The sequence below is a fragment of the Pantoea sp. AN62 genome (assembly GCF_050432985.1).
GTDB classification, from domain to species: Bacteria; Pseudomonadota; Gammaproteobacteria; order Enterobacterales; family Enterobacteriaceae; genus Pantoea; species Pantoea brenneri.
This window is the reverse complement of sequence record NZ_JBNPYB010000004.1, coordinates 210,263-224,112: the sequence shown is the minus strand read 5'-3', so window position 1 is coordinate 224,112 and position 13,850 is coordinate 210,263. Positions and strand designations below refer to the sequence as shown.

The window sequence follows — 13,850 nt, the reverse complement described above, 5'->3', positions numbered from 1 at the left end:
GGCGAAGCGCGCTACACTGCCCGGCACTGTTTTTATGGAATCCATTACGATGAGTCAGCGCTGGCAACTCTACATCGTCCGTACGGCGAAAGGGAGCCTCTACACCGGCATCACCACCGACGTTCCGCGCCGGGTGGATCAGCATCAGCGTGGACGCGGCGCCCGGTCGCTGCGCGGCAAAGGCCCGCTGGATCTGGTGTTTCACTGTGAGGCGGGCGATCGCGCCAGCGCCTCCAGACTGGAGTATCAGGTGAAGCAACTGACCCGCCAGCAGAAATTACTGTTGGTGGCGAGCCAGCCGGTTAGTCTGGAAAGCTGGCTGGGTACGCCGGTTAAGGCTGACGGTTAAAGGGTTCAGCGTATTCGATGCGCCCTTCGGCACCGTCGAAGGCATTATCCGCCAGACGGTAGACCTGGAAAGCGGCTTCGCTACCGGGCCAGCGGCTGTGCAGGCCATAGCGGGCAGCAGGCTCAAAGCCAAAGCGGTTAAACAGCGCCGGATCGCCCAGTACCACGACTGCGCTATAGCCGAACTCATTCAGCGTATCCAGCCCTTCATAAATCAGCTGTTTCGCAATGCCCTGACCGCGCAGGCTTTCGTCCACCGCCAGCGGGGCCAGTCCGACCCAGTTGCGATCGTCGCCCTGTACGCTAACCGGACTGAATGCGGCATAGCCCAGCACCTGTCCTTCCTCGTCGGTCGCTACCACGCCCAGCGTCAGCAGGCCATCTTCACGTAACGCCTGGGTCAGTTCAGCTTCGGCTGAGGTGCTGAAACAGCGCCTCAGCAAACTGTCGATGCCCGCGGCATCAACGCCAATCTCGGTACGTATTAACATGCAACACCCGCGCGCGCCTGTGTGGCCTTCGCGTCCTGTTTCATTCCGGCTTCAACAAAATTCGCCATCTGCTGAATTGCCGTGCGTAATGCGGTGGGCATGGCGTCGAGTTCAATAGCATCCATTACGTTCTTCACCTCCAGTCCCAGCTCGGTGTCGCCTTCAATCGCCAGACGGCGCTGAAAGAACAGCATGTCGGGATCTGCTTTGCGTGCTGCCACCAGCAACAAGTCATTGGCATTGCCCCGAAACCAGACATCCGCTTCGGCGTGCTGCAATACCGCCAGTCGGCCATCCTGCATCGTCGTGATCCATTGCAGACTGACATCCGCAATGTCTATCCCCAGCAGGCGTCCTTCGAGAAAGTCTAACTCACCTTCGGCCAAAGCATGGCGAAATTGCCAGTTTAGGAGTTGTTGCAAAAGCAACTTTTTAACCGGGAATGGGGTTAGCGCTGCGGGTAAGCCTAAGATTTCAGGCGCCTTTTTCACAATATGGGCATGTAACCGCTCTAACACTTTCTTCACTCCCTTCAGAAAATTTTACGTATATTGCCACATCCTTTTCTGCGCGCCTCCTCTGAGATCAATAAAAACCGCTGACGGTCGATTAAAAAAACATCATCGGCGATGATCAATTGGAATTTCACTGCCCCAAATCAACGTTTGCCCGTCGGCAGATGCCTAGACTCGTTGCCCATCTGCATGTCGAGAGGATTACCGATGGAACTGCTCTGCCCGGCAGGAAATTTACCCGCAGTGCGCATCGCCGTAGAGAATGGCGCCGATGCCGTGTATGTGGGACTGAAAGATGACACCAATGCGCGCCACTTTGCGGGCCTGAACTTCACCGATAAAAAGCTGGCTGAGGCCGCGCGCTATCTGCATCAGCATCAGCGTAAACTGCATGTGGCGATCAATACCTTTGCCCATCCGGACGGCATGGGACGCTGGCAGCGGGCGATTGACGTGGCGGCACAAAACGGTGCAGATGCGCTGATTCTGGCGGATATTGCCACACTGGAATATGCCGCATCCCGCTATCCGCAGGTTGAACGCCATCTGTCGGTGCAGGCCTCCGCCACCAATCTTGAGGCGGTTCGTTTTTACCATCGACACTTCAACTTACACCGCGTGGTGCTGCCGCGCGTGCTGTCAATTCATCAGGTAAAACAGCTCGCCCGCTCAACTCCGGTGCCGCTGGAAGTGTTTGCTTTCGGCAGCCTGTGCATTATGGCTGAAGGACGTTGCTACCTCTCTTCATGGCTGACCGGTGAATCGCCCAACAGCGCCGGTGCCTGTTCGCCAGCGAAGTTCGTGCGCTGGCAGCAGACGCCACAGGGCATGGAGTCACGTCTGAATGAGGTGCTGATCGATCGCTATGCGCCTGACGAAAGCGCGGGCTATCCCACCTTGTGCAAAGGTCGCTATCAGGTTAACGATCAGCGCTATCACGTGCTGGAAGAGCCCACCAGCCTCAATACGCTGGAGCTGCTGCCGGAGCTGCTGCGTGCCGGCATCGCCTCGGTGAAGATTGAAGGCCGCCAGCGCAGCCCGGCTTACGTGGCTGACGTGGCGCGCGTCTGGCGTCAGGCAATCGATCGCTGTAAGGCACAGCCGGAACATTTCGGCGTGACGCCAGAGTGGATGAAGACGCTGGGCGATCTCTCAGAAGGAACACAGACCACGCTGGGTGCCTATCACCGTGAATGGCAATAAGGAGTCATGATGCAATATGCCCTGGGACCGGTGCTCTGGTACTGGCCAACCGAAACACTGGAAAACTTTTATCAGCAGGCAGCCCGCAGCAGTGCGGATATCATCTACCTCGGCGAAGCGGTGTGCAGCAAACGACGCGCCACCAGTTATGCCGACTGGATGACGCTGGCCCGCGACCTGGCTGCCAGTGGCAAACAGGTCGTGCTTAGCACCCTGGCGCTGCTGCAATCGCCGTCGGAACTGAAAGAACTGAAGCGCTACGTTGAAAATGGCGAGTTTCTGATCGAAGCCAATGATATCGGCACGGTGAATATGGCCGCCGAGCGCCATCTGCCGTTTGTTGCCGGGCCGACGCTGAATGTCTATAACGCCGAGACGCTGCAGCTGCTGGTAAAAGAAGGCATGACGCGCTGGTGCATGCCGGTTGAGATGTCGCGCGACTGGCTACTGCAGTTGCTGCAACAGTGCGAAGAACGGGGTATCCGGCAGCAGTTTCAGGTCGAAGTGCTGGGCTATGGCCATCTGCCGCTGGCGTTATCTGCGCGCTGCTTTACCGCGCGTTCAGAAAACCGTGCCAAAGACGCCTGTGAAACCTGCTGCATCAAGTATCCTGAAGGTCGTCGCGTGCTGTCGCAGGAAGGTCAGCAGGTATTCGTGCTTAACGGTATTCAGACCATGAGCGGCTACTGCTATAACCTCGGCAACGATTTGCCAGGCATGCATCGCTGGGTCGACTGCGTGCGGCTCTCGCCGCAGGATAGTGGAACCCTGGCGGAGATCGATCGCTTCCGCGCCAATGAAAACGGTCAGGCACCGCTGATGGTGGCGAAAGGCAACGATTGTAATGGCTACTGGCGCAAACTGGCGGGCATGACGCTGGCATCCTGAGTAAAAGCACATACCGGCTATATTCCTGCTGAGGTTAGCAGTTTTAATATAAGGAATGATGCGTAATACTAAAAGGTGCAGAATCTGACGTCTGCGCCATATAACGGGAGTAGCCATGTCTGAGAAAAAACCTCTTCGTCTGTCCGTACTGGATCTGGCGCCGATCCCCCAGGGCGCGACCGCACGTGAGGCGTTCCACACGTCGCTGGCGCTGGCGCGTCAGGCTGAAAAGCTGGGCTACCAGCGCTACTGGCTGGCTGAACATCACAACATGACCGGCATTGCCAGTGCCGCTACCTCGGTGCTGATTGGTTATCTGGCGGCGAATACCGACACGCTACAGCTCGGCTCCGGCGGCATTATGCTGCCTAACCATGCGCCGCTGGTGATTGCCGAGCAGTTTGGCACCCTGGCCTCGCTGTATCCCGGCCGTATTGATTTAGGCCTGGGCCGCGCGCCCGGTTCCGATCAGCGTACGATGATGGCGCTGCGTCGACATCTCTCCAGCATGCACGCCGATACGTTTCCGGATGATGTCGCTGAACTGATCGGCTGGTTCGATGCCGAACCGGGCGAACAGCCGGCGGTACAACCGGTGCCCGGTCTGGGGCTGAAAATTCCGGTCTGGCTGCTTGGTTCCAGCCTCTACAGCGCCCAGCTGTCAGCCAAATTGGGTCTGCCGTTCGCCTTTGCTTCGCATTTCGCGCCCGACCAGCTGTTCCAGGCGCTGCACGTCTACCGTGAAAACTTCCAGCCGTCGACGCGTCTTGAAAAACCTTACGCCATGGTCTGTATCAACGTGGTGGCTGCCGACAGCGAACGTGATGCGCGCTTCCTGTTTACCTCGCAGCAACAGCAGTTTATTAACCTGCGCCGCGGTAAGCCTGGCCCGTTACCCGCACCGGTTGAGAACATGGATAATCTCTGGTCGCCGTCAGAACAGTATGGCGTGCAGCAGGCCTTGAGCATGTCGCTGGTCGGCGATAGCGACAAAGTGCGTCACGGTCTGGCTTCGCTGATGCGCGAAACTCAGGCTGACGAGATCATGGTCAACGGCCAGATTTTCGATACCGAGGCGCGTCTGCGTTCATTCGCCATTGCGATGGAAGCGGCCCGCAGTCTGTAATTCTGCCGGCGGTGGGGGCAAGCCATCGGCACCCACCGCCAGCTGCCGACTGTCACGCGCCGGCGATCGGCCATAAAAGCGGCTGTACTCCCGGCTGAACTGCGAAGCGCTCTGATACCCTACCCGATAGCCCGCCGTCCCTGCATCCAGCTTTTCCACCCGCATCAGGCGTCTCGCCTCATTCAGCCGTAGCTGCTTCTGGTATTGCATCGGCGTCATCGCCGTCACCGCTTTGAAGTGATGATGCAGCGACGAGACGCTCATCCCGACGTTGCTGGCGAGCTGATCAATTTTCAGCGGTCGGTGGAAGTTTTCCCTTAGCCAGCGCGCCGCCTGCGCCACCCGGTTGCCGGGGCGCTCTGCCAGCGCCATATTCAGAATGCGCGGTCCTTCCGGCCCGGTCAGCAGTCGATAGAAAATCTCCTGTTCAATCAACGGCGCCAGCGCGGCGATATCCTGCGGATGATCGAGCAAGCGCACCAGCCGTATCACCGCATCGACCAGCAGCGGTGACATCTTATGCACCGTAATGCCCCGCTCGCTGCGTGCCTGCGACAGCGGCAGCACGGGCGGAAACTGCTCGAGGTAACGCATTAACCGGGTTTCATTGATGGTGATGCCGATACCCAGATTGGGCTTTTCCGGCGTGGCAACGGTGACGCAGCCGCGGACCGGCATATCCAGCGTCACCAGCAACAGATCGCCCGGCCCGTAATGCAGGATCTCATCCCCGATATGCAGCGCTTTACCGCCCTGCGCCACCAGCGCAAAGCTGGCCCATTGGGCAATGTGCACCGGCTCGCTGGGGGCTGAACTACGGCCAAAAAACAGACAATCTATGGCGCTGGTGTGCCGGCCATCACTCGGCGCGTGACGATCGATCAGCTGCGCCAGCGCTTGCCACTCAGGGGCTTCTGTCATCACTCCTCCCGTCTCCGTCCGCTCTGTATTCAGATGCGGCAGATCTTAACGTAAGTTAATCCCGACACCCGCCTTGCCCGGTCATCTTTGCAGGATCGTGCAAAAAGCTTGCAGGATTGCGCTACCCACATCCGGCACCAGCGCGCATAGTCTACCGACGCAATCATTACGACAGAGAACAATATTATGAAAGCTCTGGAAAACAAAATAGCGCTGGTGACGGGCGCGTCAAAAGGTATTGGCGCGGCGATTGCCATCGCTTTTGCCACCGCTGGCGCGCGCGTGGTGGTCAACTATCGCCAGGACGAGCCGGGTGCGGCCGATGTGGTGAGCGATATTCTGTCGCTGGGCAGCGAAGCGGTGGCGGTACAGGCGGATATCTCACAACCTCACGAGGTTGAGCGGCTGTTTGCCACCACCGTGGCGGAGTTCGGGGCACCGGATATCGTGGTCAATAATGCCGGCAGTTTCCATCACGGTGACTTTGCAGCCCTGACGCTGGAGGTAATGCGCCAGCAGATCGACGTTAATCTGCTCGGCACCATGCTGGTGTGTCAGCAGGCGATTCACCACTTTCCGCCGCACGGTGGCAGCATCATTAACCTTAGCGCCCTCAACAGCAAAAACAGTACTCCTGGCTCGGTGCTGTGGGCCGCCACCAAAGGGGCGATTGATACCCTGACCCAGGGTCTGGCACGGGAGCTGGGGGCAAAAAATATTCGGGTCAATGCATTAGCGCCGGGGATGATCCTGACCGAGGGTTTGCTGGCAGCCAAGAAGATCAGCCCGCAGCTCAAGGCGCAACTGCTGGCGGCTACACCGCTGGGACGGTTTGGCCTGCCGGAAGATGTCGCCCAGGTGGCGCTGTTTCTCGCCTCTGAGGAGTCAGCCTACGTCAGCGGCGAGCGCGTGATGATCAGCGGCGGCGCCTGACAGGCATAAAAAAAGGGAAGCCCGAAGGCTTCCCTTTTTATCACGATTTAACGGCTGTTATGCGTCACGACGACGTGGTGCTGCGGCAGCGCCATCTTCACGACGTGGACCACGACCGCCTTCACGGTTGAAGCTACGTCCGCCTTCACGACCACCTTCACGGCGTTCAGAAGAGAAGCGACGACCACCTTCACGGTTTGCGCCCGCGCCTGCACCAGCAGGACCACGACGCTCACCACCGGCTGGACGACGATCGCCACGGCCTTCGTTCGGCTGTGCATCACCCAGCAGCTGCATATTCATCGGTTTGTTCAGAATACGCGTACGGGTGAAGTGCTGCAGCACATCGCCTGGCATGCCTTTCGGCAGCTCGATGGTTGAGTGAGTGCCGAACAGCTTGATGTTACCGATGTAACGGCTGCTGATGTCGCCTTCGTTAGCAATCGCACCAACAATGTGACGAACTTCAACACCATCATCGCGACCCACTTCGATGCGATACAGCTGCATTTCGCCAACGTCACGACGCTCGCGACGTGGACGGTCGCCATCACGGCTTTCACGTGGACCACGTGAGTCACGCGCTTCGCGGCTGTCACGACGGCCATCACGCTCATCACGATCGCGGAATTCGCGACGTGCCGGACGCGGTGCTTCTGGTGGCAGAATCAGAGGACGTTCGCCCTGTGCCATCTTCAGCAGTGCAGCTGCCAGTGTTTCCAGATCCATCTCTTCTTCTGGCTGCATCTTAGCCAGCAGCGCACGGTACTGATCCAGATCGCTGCTTTCCAGCTGCTGCTGGACTTTAGCCGCAAATTTAGCCAGACGACGCTGACCCAGCAGTTCTGCGTTTGGCAGCTCTACTTCAGGAATAGTCAGCTTCATCGTACGTTCGATGTTGCGCAGCAGACGACGCTCGCGGTTCTCAACGAACAGCAGGGCGCGACCGGCACGGCCCGCACGACCGGTACGGCCGATACGGTGAACGTAAGATTCTGCGTCCATCGGAATGTCGTAGTTCACCACCAGGCTGATACGCTCAACGTCAAGGCCACGGGCCGCAACGTCAGTCGCGATCAGGATGTCAAGACGACCATCTTTCAGGCGCTCCAGCGTCTGCTCACGCAGAGCCTGGTTCATATCACCGTTCAGCGCGGCGCTGTTATAGCCACTACGTTCCAGCGCTTCTGCCACTTCCATGGTTGCGTTTTTGGTACGCACGAAGATGATGGCAGCATCAAAGTCTTCAGCTTCAAGGAAGCGAACCAGTGCGTCTGTTTTACGACCGTAAGCGGTCCAGTAGCTCTGGCTGATATCAGGACGTGTGGTCAGGCTTGACTGAATACGCACTTCCTGTGGATCTTTCATGAAGCGTTTGGTGATGCGACGAATCGCTTCCGGCATGGTTGCAGAGAACAGCGCGGTCTGATGATCGGCTGGAATTTGCGCCATGATGGTTTCAACGTCTTCGATGAAGCCCATGCGCAGCATTTCATCTGCTTCATCCAGCACCAGGCCACGCAGGTTAGAAAGGTCTAACGTGCCGCGTTTCAGGTGGTCAAGCAGACGGCCAGGCGTACCCACAACAACCTGTGGTCCCTGACGCAGTGCGCGCAGCTGCACGTCATAACGCTGGCCGCCGTACAGGGCAACCACGTTCAGGCCACGCATATGTTTAGAGAATTCGGTAACTGCTTCAGCAACCTGTACCGCCAGTTCGCGGGTCGGTGCCAGCACCAGGATTTGTGGCGCTTTAACAGTAGGATCAATGTTGTGTAACAGCGGCAGAGAGAACGCCGCGGTTTTACCACTCCCGGTCTGCGCCATGCCTAACACGTCACGGCCCGCCAGCAGGTGAGGAATACACTCAGCCTGGATTGGGGATGGCTTAACGTAGCCCATGCCATTCAGTGATTCAAGGATGTCGGCGTTCAGGCCAAGGTCAGCAAAAGTGGTTTGAATATCAGTCATGTAGTACACGTGCCTCTTAGATTGCGGCGGCCAGTCTACATAACTCGTCGTGAAAACTTTCAGTCATTTTCATCAAAAAGTGTGAACCGGCTCAAATTAGAAGTTTTGACGAACAGAAAAGCCCTCATCCCTGAAGATGATGACTTGACAGGTTTTACAGGCAATTAAAGTTCGTCAGCTATTGCTGGTCAGATTCTGATAAATCGTCTTGTGCCTGGCCGAGTTGCGCCAGTTCCAACAATGCGTATCGGTGTTCAACAAAGTTATTGACGTTGTTGGCCACCGCCAGTTTGAACAACGCTTTCGCGTCGTCCTTCTCCCCCAGACTTAGGTAGTACTTACCTAAATAGAAGTTGGTTTCACTGAGATGTTCAGCGAGCGAGGTGTTATCCGTTGCGTCCGCCTGGAGACTTTCCATCAACGACTTTTCGCTGATGTCACCCAGGTAGAACTCGACAATATTCCATCCCCATTGGTCTCTGACCGCTTTGTCGTGACGCTGTTGAAGCGTGACTTTTGCCTTGTCGACATCCATCTCACGTTCAACGAGATAGAGCCACAGACTGCGGAAAGGATCGTTAGGATCGTCTTGATAAAACGCCAGCAGATCATCTTGCGCTAACTTGTATCGACCGCCGTAATAGAGGGCGATACCACGGTTTAAATGCGCATAGTTGTAAGTTGGATCAAGCTCAAGTACAGAATCAAACGCTTCATAGGCGGCATCAAAGTTGCCCGCCTGCGTTAAATATATGCCTAAGTAGTTAAACACTTCTGGCATATCTGGTCTTATAGACAGCGCTTGCGAAAAATCGTTCCGCGCTAATGCCCGCAGACCTAAACTATCATACAACACTCCGCGCTCATATAACAGCTGTGCGCGTTCATCATCGGTGAGGGCACGACTGGCAAGAATTTGTTCCATGCGCGCCAGAATCACTTCCTGCTGCAGTGTGGGCTGTAAAGGTACTGCAAGAACTTCGTTCTTACGCCAATTGGAGTTGCTGCATCCTGCCAGCGTCAAAGCTGTCGCAACAAAACACCAGCGCAGAAAAGGCTTCATTTCCCACTCCCGAATACAAACATTGGGATAACCATCCTGTCATCCGCCTGCTGTGCACAAGGATTCCCGCCCTCGCGATGACACAAACGCCCCTCCCTGCCAGGCAAGGAGGGGCAAATCAGCAACGACTTATTCAGCGTCAGGTGTGCTCACCGCTGCAGCTTCTTCAGTCTGCGGCTTAGATTCTGTCGCTTCTTTAATGCTCAGACGAACGCGGCCCTGGCGATCAACTTCCATCACCTTAACCGGAACTTCCTGACCCATCTGCAGATAGTCGGTCACTTTCTCAACGCGCTTATCGGCGATTTGAGAAATGTGCACCAGACCTTCTTTACCACCGCCGATAGCGACGAAGGCGCCGAAGTCAACGATGCGGGTCACTTTACCACTGTAAATGCGGCCCACTTCGATCTCTGCGGTGATCTCTTCGATACGACGAATCGCTTCTTTCGCTTTCAGACCATCGGTCGCGGCAATTTTCACCGTGCCATCATCTTCGATTTCAATCGTGGTGCCAGTCTCTTCGGTCAGTGCACGAATCACTGAGCCGCCTTTACCGATCACATCTTTGATCTTATCAGAGCTGATTTTGATGGTGTAAATGCGCGGTGCGAATTCAGAAATCTCAGTACGCGGGGTGCTGATAGCCTGTTCCATGACGCCCAGAATGTGCAGACGCGCACCCTTGGCCTGGTTCAGCGCTTCCTGCATGATTTCACGCGTGATGCCTTCGATTTTGATGTCCATCTGCAGCGCGGTGATACCTTCACGGCTACCAGCTACTTTGAAGTCCATGTCGCCCAGGTGATCTTCGTCGCCCAGGATGTCAGACAGAACAACAAACTTCTCGTTTTCTTTCACCAGACCCATCGCGATACCGGCAACAGCAGCCTTGATCGGTACGCCTGCATCCATCAGTGCCAGTGAGGCACCACAGACAGAAGCCATTGATGAAGAACCGTTAGATTCGGTGATTTCCGACACTACGCGGACGGTGTACGGGAATTCTTCCGCTTTTGGCATCACGGCCAACACGCCGCGCTTCGCCAGACGACCGTGACCAATTTCACGACGCTTAGGCGAACCGACCATGCCGGTTTCACCGACAGAGTACGGAGGGAAGTTGTAGTGGAACAGGAAGCTGTCGGTACGTTCGCCCATCAGCTCATCCAGATTCTGCGCATCGCGGGTGGTACCCAGCGTCGCGGTTACCAGCGCCTGCGTTTCACCACGGGTGAACAGCGAAGAACCGTGAGTACGTGGCAGCACGCCAGTACGCACATCCAGACCACGGATCATGTCTTTCTCACGACCATCGATGCGCGGTTCGCCGTTCAGAATACGGGTACGAACCACATTCTTTTCAAGGCTGTGAACGATATCGCCAATTTCAGCGCTATCCAGCGTTTCATCTTCAGCCAGCAGCGCAGCGATGGTTTCATCTTTGATCACGCCAACCTGGGTGTAACGTTCCTGCTTATCAGTGATGCGGTAAGCATCGCTGATGCGCGCTTCAGCCAGCGCAGCCACGCGAGAAATCAGCGCGGTGTTTGCGGCTTCTGGCTGCCAGTCCCAGCGAGGTTTGCCCGCTTCGGCGACCAGCGCGTTGATGTTTTCGATCACAACCTGCTGCTGATCGTGGCCAAATACCACCGCACCCAGCATCTGCTCTTCTGACAGGATCTCAGCTTCAGATTCCACCATCAGAACGGCATTCTGCGTACCGGCAACCACCAGATCCAGACGAGACTGTTTCAGCTCATCGGCCGTTGGGTTCAGCACGTATTGATCGTTGATGTAGCCGACGCGCGCGGAGCCAATTGGGCCGTTGAATGGCAGGCCAGAAAGAGCCAGCGCAGCAGAAGCACCAATCATTGCCACGATGTCCGGGTGAACCTGTGGGTTCACGGAAACCACGGTCGCAATGACCTGGACTTCGTTAACAAAGCCTTCCGGGAACAGCGGACGAATCGGGCGGTCAATCAGACGCGCAATCAGGGTTTCGCCTTCGCTTGGGCGTCCTTCACGACGGAAGAAGCTGCCTGGGATACGACCAGCAGCGTAGGTACGCTCCTGATAGTTAACGGTCAGAGGGAAAAAGTCCTGACCTGGTTTCGCTTTTTTCTGGCCGACAACGGTAACGAATACCGCGGTATCGTCCATGCTCACCATCACAGCGGCAGTCGCCTGGCGAGCCATCATGCCGGTTTCCAGCGTGACGGTATGTTGACCATATTGGAATTTGCGTACGATCGGATTCAGCAAAATCAAAGTCCTTAACTTCGGGGCACGGCTATCTGTAGCCTGCCATTGATTACCGATCTTTAGTTGCATCCCTCGCGACTAATGACAACCCTTAACCGCCCCTGCGGTAAAGCCTCTCATTAGCCGCGCGAAACTCTGCAAACAAAGATCACACTAAGCAACAATACATGAGTTTGGTCCGGATTGCTGCCGATTGCTCGAAAAAAGGGGCCATAAAGGCCCCCTTTTCGCGAAACTCGCACAAATCCGATCGCAGGTCACGTACGGTGCAAAAACGCTGCATGACGCGCCGACGACCCGATTTTTCAGACTTAGCGACGCAGACCGAGGCTTTCGATCAGGCTGCTGTAGCGTGCAACGTCTTTACGCTTCAGGTAGTCCAGCAGCTTACGACGCTGAGATACCATGCGCAGCAGACCGCGGCGGCTGTGGTGGTCTTTTTTGTGCTCAGAGAAGTGACCCTGCAGATGAGTAATCTGCGCAGTCAACAGGGCAACCTGAACTTCGGTTGAACCGCTGTCGTTAGCACCACGGCCATATTTAGCAACGATCTCTGCTTTAGCTTCTACGCTTAGAGACATAATAAACTCCAGTAAAAAATGAATGTATGGGTGCCGATCTCTAATTCAGCATCCCGCTTTAAAGCCGCGCTATTCTACTCTTCGCCCGATAGCAACGCAATTGCGCTATCAGCGAAAAAACATCACGCCACTTAATCCTGATACTCAACCACTAAACGCCGGGGCGCCACGCGGCCATCGTCGGCGATTTCCGCCATGCCGATAAATTTACGCGCCTCGCCTTCGGTGACCCGGACCAGTCCCTGCGCCGGCACGTTGCTGGCCTGCACGGGCTGTCCCTGTTTGAAGTACGCCGCCGCGGTAGACAACAAATTCACTTCAGGGAAATCCGCAGCGGGACTGTCCATCGGCAGCAGCAGCGGATCGAGCTGGGTTTCCAGCGGAAGACCGGCTTCGGTCGCGGCAGTCAGCAAACCATTGAGCTGTTCCAGCGTGACCATGCGCTCATACGGGTAGCGTGCAACCTGCACCCGACGCAGCATGATAACGTGCGCACCACAGCCGAGCTTTTCGCCCAGATCATCGATGATAGTGCGGATATAGGTCCCTTTGGAGCAGTGGATTTCCAGCTCCAGTTCATCACCTTCCCAGCGAATAAATTGCAATTCGTAGACGGTGATCGGACGCGGCTCGCGCGCAATCTCAATGCCCTGACGCGCATATTCATACAGCGGTCGGCCCTGATGCTTTAACGCAGAAAACATCGACGGCACCTGCAGCGTTTCGCCGCGGAAGCTGTCCAGTGCCGCATCCAGTTCTGCCTGACTGAAGCTCACCGGGCGCGTCTGCACCACGTTGCCATCGGCATCGGAGGTATCAGTGCGCTCCCCGAGGCGAGCAATCACCCGATAACGCTTATCGGAGTCCAGCAGATACTGTGAAAACTTCGTCGCTTCACCCAGGCAAATCGGCAGCATGCCGGTCGCCAGCGGATCAAGCGCGCCGGTGTGTCCTGCGCGGTTGGCGTTAAAAATACGCTTCACTTTCTGCAGCACATCATTCGACGAGACGCCTTGTGGCTTATCCAGCAACAACACGCCATGGACGTCGCGACCGCGACGACGCGGACGACTCATTACGCCTCCTCGTCTTCACCGGTGGCGTCAGGGCCACGGCGCTCAGCATCGTTTTTCACGACGCTGCTGACGAGGTTAGACATGCGCATCCCTTCGATCAACGAGTTGTCGTAGAAGAAGGTCAGCTCCGGCACGATACGCAGGCGCATCGCTTTGCCGAGCAGAATGCGGATATAACCTGAGGCTTCTTTCAGCGCTTTCAGGCCATTTTTTACCGCTTCTTCATCTTTATCATTCAGGAAGGTCACGAACACTTTGGCGTAAGCCAGATCACGTGAGACTTCAACACCGGAGACGGTGACCATCATGCCAAGACGCGGATCTTTAATCTCGCGCTGCAGGATCATCGCAATCTCTTTTTGCAGCTCTTGTGAAACGCGCTGCGGGCGACCAAATTCTTTCGCCATCATTATTTCTCCCAAATAATTCGGGAGGCCAGTGGCCTCCCAAATTGCATCACATCAGCAGT

At 56.4% G+C, this 13,850-nt stretch carries 15 protein-coding genes; 5 read left to right on the top strand and 10 right to left on the bottom strand.

Going from position 1 to position 13,850, the window contains the following annotated elements; all coding sequences use genetic code 11:
• Positions 1-49 precede the first annotated feature (49 nt).
• Positions 50-349 carry a GIY-YIG nuclease family protein gene (locus tag FHW04_RS06905; RefSeq protein WP_031375399.1) on the top strand — a complete coding sequence of 100 codons (300 nt, stop codon included), beginning with the start codon at positions 50-52 and terminating at the stop codon, positions 347-349.
• On the opposite strand, the gene FHW04_RS06900 is transcribed toward FHW04_RS06905, so the two are convergent.
• Together FHW04_RS06900 and ubiT are read right to left on the bottom strand one after the other, a co-directional pair.
• Positions 333-839 (bottom strand): GNAT family N-acetyltransferase, encoded by a 507-nt coding sequence (locus FHW04_RS06900; protein WP_031375400.1) that lies wholly within the window; start codon positions 837-839, stop codon positions 333-335. The two genes, FHW04_RS06905 and FHW04_RS06900, sit on opposite strands and share 17 nt — an antisense overlap.
• Positions 833-1,357 (bottom strand): ubiquinone anaerobic biosynthesis accessory factor UbiT, encoded by a 525-nt coding sequence (gene ubiT, locus FHW04_RS06895; protein ID WP_031375401.1) that lies wholly within the window; start codon positions 1,355-1,357, stop codon positions 833-835. Before ubiT ends, FHW04_RS06900 begins: the two co-directional genes overlap by 7 nt.
• A 204-nt stretch (positions 1,358-1,561) precedes the next feature.
• Here ubiT and ubiU point away from each other — a divergent pair, with 204 nt between their 5' ends.
• The 3 genes from ubiU (at position 1,562) to FHW04_RS06880 (ending at position 4,571) form a co-directional block, all read left to right on the top strand.
• Positions 1,562-2,557: a ubiquinone anaerobic biosynthesis protein UbiU gene (gene ubiU, locus FHW04_RS06890; RefSeq protein ID WP_046289159.1), complete on the top strand. Its 996-nt coding sequence runs from the start codon at positions 1,562-1,564 to the stop codon at positions 2,555-2,557.
• Positions 2,558-2,566: 9 nt separating this feature from the next.
• Positions 2,567-3,445, top strand: a complete 879-nt coding sequence (locus tag FHW04_RS06885) for a U32 family peptidase (RefSeq protein ID WP_089561310.1) — start codon at positions 2,567-2,569, stop codon at positions 3,443-3,445.
• Positions 3,446-3,560: 115 nt separating this feature from the next.
• Positions 3,561-4,571, top strand: a complete 1,011-nt coding sequence (locus FHW04_RS06880; RefSeq protein WP_089561309.1) for a luciferase-like monooxygenase — start codon at positions 3,561-3,563, stop codon at positions 4,569-4,571.
• Here FHW04_RS06880 and FHW04_RS06875 read toward each other — a convergent pair.
• Entirely contained in the window at positions 4,533-5,492 is a 960-nt protein-coding gene (locus FHW04_RS06875; RefSeq protein ID WP_046289158.1) for an AraC family transcriptional regulator, read from the bottom strand. The genes FHW04_RS06880 and FHW04_RS06875 overlap by 39 nt on opposite strands.
• 186 nt (positions 5,493-5,678) lie before the next feature.
• Between FHW04_RS06875 and FHW04_RS06870 the strand changes: the two genes are divergently transcribed.
• Complete coding sequence (locus FHW04_RS06870) at positions 5,679-6,425, top strand: SDR family NAD(P)-dependent oxidoreductase (protein WP_031375405.1); 747 nt, start codon at positions 5,679-5,681, stop codon at positions 6,423-6,425.
• 57 nt (positions 6,426-6,482) lie between these two features.
• On the opposite strand, the gene FHW04_RS06865 is transcribed toward FHW04_RS06870, so the two are convergent.
• The 7 genes from FHW04_RS06865 to rbfA all read right to left on the bottom strand — a co-directional run bounded on the left by FHW04_RS06865 (position 6,483) and on the right by rbfA (position 13,788).
• Positions 6,483-8,396, bottom strand: coding sequence for a DEAD/DEAH family ATP-dependent RNA helicase (locus FHW04_RS06865; protein ID WP_031375406.1), 1,914 nt, complete (start codon positions 8,394-8,396; stop codon positions 6,483-6,485).
• Positions 8,397-8,412: 16 nt separating this feature from the next.
• Positions 8,413-8,469 carry a protein YrbN gene (gene yrbN, locus FHW04_RS06860; RefSeq protein ID WP_098053093.1) on the bottom strand — a complete coding sequence of 19 codons (57 nt, stop codon included), beginning with the start codon at positions 8,467-8,469 and terminating at the stop codon, positions 8,413-8,415.
• 105 nt (positions 8,470-8,574) lie between these two features.
• Entirely contained in the window at positions 8,575-9,459 is an 885-nt protein-coding gene (nlpI, locus tag FHW04_RS06855) for a lipoprotein NlpI (RefSeq protein ID WP_089561308.1), read from the bottom strand.
• A gap of 129 nt (positions 9,460-9,588) precedes the next feature.
• Positions 9,589-11,724 carry a polyribonucleotide nucleotidyltransferase gene (pnp, locus tag FHW04_RS06850; RefSeq protein WP_069728795.1) on the bottom strand — a complete coding sequence of 712 codons (2,136 nt, stop codon included), beginning with the start codon at positions 11,722-11,724 and terminating at the stop codon, positions 9,589-9,591.
• A gap of 311 nt (positions 11,725-12,035) precedes the next feature.
• On the bottom strand, positions 12,036-12,305 hold the full coding sequence (gene rpsO, locus FHW04_RS06845) for a 30S ribosomal protein S15 (protein ID WP_003851063.1): 270 nt from the start codon (positions 12,303-12,305) through the stop codon (positions 12,036-12,038).
• Positions 12,306-12,436: 131 nt separating this feature from the next.
• Positions 12,437-13,381: a tRNA pseudouridine(55) synthase TruB gene (gene truB, locus FHW04_RS06840; RefSeq protein ID WP_031375409.1), complete on the bottom strand. Its 945-nt coding sequence runs from the start codon at positions 13,379-13,381 to the stop codon at positions 12,437-12,439.
• Positions 13,381-13,788, bottom strand: a complete 408-nt coding sequence (rbfA, locus tag FHW04_RS06835) for a 30S ribosome-binding factor RbfA (protein WP_031375410.1) — start codon at positions 13,786-13,788, stop codon at positions 13,381-13,383. The genes truB and rbfA overlap by 1 nt, the downstream gene beginning before the upstream one ends.
• Between the last annotated feature and the right edge of the window lie 62 nt (positions 13,789-13,850).

What these genes read in the sequence shown, in the direction of transcription:
- truB (WP_031375409.1), bottom strand. Translation starts at nt 13,381, where the DNA reads ATGAGTCGTCCGCGTCGTCGCGGTCGCGACGTCCATGGCGTGTTGTTG.
- ubiU (WP_046289159.1), top strand. Translation starts at nt 1,562, where the DNA reads ATGGAACTGCTCTGCCCGGCAGGAAATTTACCCGCAGTGCGCATCGCC.
- FHW04_RS06870 (WP_031375405.1), top strand. Translation starts at nt 5,679, where the DNA reads ATGAAAGCTCTGGAAAACAAAATAGCGCTGGTGACGGGCGCGTCAAAA.
- FHW04_RS06880 (WP_089561309.1), top strand. Translation starts at nt 3,561, where the DNA reads ATGTCTGAGAAAAAACCTCTTCGTCTGTCCGTACTGGATCTGGCGCCG.
- FHW04_RS06885 (WP_089561310.1), top strand. Translation starts at nt 2,567, where the DNA reads ATGCAATATGCCCTGGGACCGGTGCTCTGGTACTGGCCAACCGAAACA.
- FHW04_RS06865 (WP_031375406.1), bottom strand. Translation starts at nt 8,396, where the DNA reads ATGACTGATATTCAAACCACTTTTGCTGACCTTGGCCTGAACGCCGAC.
- FHW04_RS06905 (WP_031375399.1), top strand. Translation starts at nt 50, where the DNA reads ATGAGTCAGCGCTGGCAACTCTACATCGTCCGTACGGCGAAAGGGAGC.
- rpsO (WP_003851063.1), bottom strand. Translation starts at nt 12,305, where the DNA reads ATGTCTCTAAGCGTAGAAGCTAAAGCAGAGATCGTTGCTAAATATGGC.
- FHW04_RS06875 (WP_046289158.1), bottom strand. Translation starts at nt 5,492, where the DNA reads ATGACAGAAGCCCCTGAGTGGCAAGCGCTGGCGCAGCTGATCGATCGT.
- rbfA (WP_031375410.1), bottom strand. Translation starts at nt 13,788, where the DNA reads ATGGCGAAAGAATTTGGTCGCCCGCAGCGCGTTTCACAAGAGCTGCAA.
- FHW04_RS06900 (WP_031375400.1), bottom strand. Translation starts at nt 839, where the DNA reads ATGTTAATACGTACCGAGATTGGCGTTGATGCCGCGGGCATCGACAGT.
- nlpI (WP_089561308.1), bottom strand. Translation starts at nt 9,459, where the DNA reads ATGAAGCCTTTTCTGCGCTGGTGTTTTGTTGCGACAGCTTTGACGCTG.